4 protein-coding genes are annotated in these 2967 nt (G+C 31.6%); all 4 read right to left on the bottom strand.

Annotation, left to right across the window (positions count from 1 at the left end; all coding sequences use genetic code 11):
* Window positions 1-16: 16 nt before the first annotated feature.
* Complete coding sequence (locus QZ143_RS05980) at window positions 17-418, bottom strand: LytTR family DNA-binding domain-containing protein (protein ID WP_292882183.1); 402 nt, start codon at window positions 416-418, stop codon at window positions 17-19.
* 3 nt (window positions 419-421) lie between these two features.
* The gene (locus tag QZ143_RS05975; protein WP_292605617.1) at window positions 422-697 is read right to left on the bottom strand and encodes a 2TM domain-containing protein; all 276 of its coding nucleotides are present in this window, start codon (window positions 695-697) and stop codon (window positions 422-424) included.
* Window positions 698-823: 126 nt separating this feature from the next.
* The gene (locus QZ143_RS05970; RefSeq protein ID WP_292882180.1) at window positions 824-1522 is read right to left on the bottom strand and encodes a diacylglycerol/polyprenol kinase family protein; all 699 of its coding nucleotides are present in this window, start codon (window positions 1520-1522) and stop codon (window positions 824-826) included.
* Entirely contained in the window at window positions 1519-2640 is a 1122-nt protein-coding gene (locus QZ143_RS05965; protein WP_292605621.1) for a tocopherol cyclase family protein, read from the bottom strand. Before QZ143_RS05965 ends, QZ143_RS05970 begins: the two co-directional genes overlap by 4 nt.
* Window positions 2641-2967 lie beyond the last annotated feature (327 nt).

Below are 2967 nucleotides of genomic sequence, written 5' to 3'. Positions count from 1 at the left end.
TGTTAATATTTATTATTTAGAAAAACCACCTTTTACATACGTTTTTAAGCTCAATGAACATCATTCCTTTAAGTGAAGGTGCTACACGTTCGATTCTTTTAAGATTTACAATAGTGGTCTTGGATATTCTAACAAAATCATTATTTAAAACTTCTTCAATTTGATACAATGGTTTTTTAATCAAATACTCATCATTTTGAGTATACACCTTAACTTGCTTATCTTCAACCCTAAACATATAGATTTCATTGAATTCCAAAAGGGCAATATCAGATCCTTTTTTAACTGCAATCATTTCACTGGATTCATCACTTTCAAGAATTGATATTGCTTTTGAAATATTATCCGTCAGTTCATTAGCATGAATATCTGCATGAGGTTCTTTAATATCTCTTGAAACAAACAAATTTACTTTCATGATTTAATTCCTTAATTTCATCATCTCTTCTTCGATTTTACGTTCACGAAAATCTTCACTATCCCAATTATCCACTAAAACATATGCTTTTAAAAAGTCAACCAGCACTCCAATACCCCAGAAAAATACAGGAAACATTACCCACCAAAATTCTGGAGTGCATAACCAATTAATAATTGCTAATATGGCATTTACAATAACATATGCTTTTAAATTTCTGTAAAATTTTATTTTTCTATCGACTCTTCTTTCTGCTCTTTCACGTAAACTATCTGACATGATATTTAGCTCCTTTAACTCGTTAATAATACATAGTTAAAGAATATATAAATGTCTAGTTATGAACTCAACCAAGATGCAAATTATGATTACTGAAATGCAAAAAAATAGAAGTGAAAAAAGCAGCTACATTACAGCTACCAAATAATATAAAATTGAAGTTACTGCAGGAACTGTCAGATTGTCAATTCCACCATAACTGAATGCTTCACAAAGGGTTGCAATAGCAGAAATCACTATAATATAAACAATATTGAATTCAGGCATTGTACATCCTATTGAAGTAAAAACCATCCATACAAATACGCTCATGACAGTTGTTACAACAAACATGGTAAGTGATCCTTCAAGAGATTTTGTACCCCCAAATACTGTGTATTTAACTTTACCGAATTTTTGACCGATTAAAGCTGCAAATCCATCACCATACACCATAGGAACAATAGCAAGTGCTACAATCCATATGAAAAACTTAGGGTCATTTGCTGGTGAAAGCATGGAATAAATTGCAATCAATATTGTCCATATCAATGCATAGAAGAACAAACCTAAAGCATGCCCTGATTCGGTTACGCTGTTTTGAATTTTAATAGGAGAATATTCAGTTAAGAAGAATAAAACTACTGTAATTGGCAGTGTCAAAAACCAAACCATTACCCAAGGATCTGAGAAAAATGGCATGGCAAATATCATGTTACCTACCATAATATGTAAAAATTTACGTGAAACTTCGGGTCTTGTCTTTAAAACCAATTCAGCTACAACGAAAATTACTGCAACATAAATATATACAATGATTAATGCAAGGATATCTGAGAATATCATTCGTCATCATACTCCCCGTATTCACATCCCGCATTTTCCATTTTTACATGATCAATTAAAGTTCCGTCTTTTTTGTATAGTTTTATTTCACCCCAACCGTTTCCACCATTCCATAAACGGTTGTGTCTTTTTTGACCGTCGGGAGCTTCATAATTAAATAACATCATTTCGTCACGTTTACAGTAAAGCACCATTTCCATTTTGGAGTTCTTATTGCTTGCATTAATATGCCATGTGTGAACTTCATCTCCCTCTTCAAAGTCAAAATCGATTTTTACCATGTTCCAAAATCTTGCAAAGTTATATTCATACATTGTTCCTTCATAGTAGAAACCGATTAATAATTTACGAGGAATGGATATACCAAATGCCTTTGGTCTTCCACCTCCAGCTTCAAATGCAGAGTTGTTTAATTTTTTTCCAGAAATTAGGCTAGTTATATTACATGATGAAATCCAAAGCCATGGTGAAGTAAAGTCTCCTCCCCAGTTTTTGTCTGCATATCCATAAGATTTTTCGGGAATGACTTCATATTCTTCGCCGTCCAGCCATACAGTTCCACTGTATTGTGTTTTGATACCTTCTGCATGCCAAAACATTTCAAAAGAGTTTAATTTTCTGAATAAAGAACTTGCACCATAGCCCACATTAAATGTGATTTGTTTATCAATGTCCAAATCCCACATCATGTCTCCTGCATCAGACATGTATTCAGGATGATTTTCAGCATCTTCAGCAGATACTCTTGAAAATCCACTCATATGAGTTTCAGTTAAACTGCAGTCTCCAACTTGAATATTAAGTTCATCGTCAGGACAGTCAAAATATTTCATTGAGTAAAAATTATGAATCTGTTTTGGATTTTTACCCCAAGCACCTGCTTTAATCATACAATAAGAAGGTTTTTTACCTGCTGCTTTATTTTCAGGAAGTTGTCCTAAAGTAGGTTCCTCCTCAGCCAATGCAGGATTACATACAAAGTATTCTATGAAAAATGGTCTTGGTTCACCAGTTTTCTTATTATATGCAGTAAAAGAATGCCACCACCAATCATATCCTTTTTTAGCAAGTGGTCCTTTGAGCATAAAATAATCTCTTTTCAAATCACTTTTATTCATATTAATCCTCCAAATGTGATATAATATGATATTTATTGAAAATCTTTTAAATAATTTATTATTAAAGCTTAAAAGAATAGGAAAAAAGATAAAATTTACATTTAAGACATTATTTTTATAGATATTTTTACAATAAGAAAATATAATTGTGCAAATAATTAACAAAACAATAACAAAATACCTAAAAATTTATAAAATTCATATATTATTTTGCTTGAAAACAGCCGTTTTGAGAACATAAATCGATAAAACAGAAAAATTCCCTTCAGAAGAACTTACCCACGAAAACACATCACAAGCACCAGTAGAATCATTAACCAAATTATC

It is taken from the genome of Methanobrevibacter sp. UBA188, assembly GCF_905234905.1.
GTDB lineage: Archaea > Methanobacteriota > Methanobacteria > Methanobacteriales > Methanobacteriaceae > Methanocatella.
The sequence above is the reverse complement of the archived record's forward strand: the minus strand, read 5'-3'. Positions and strand labels throughout refer to the sequence as shown.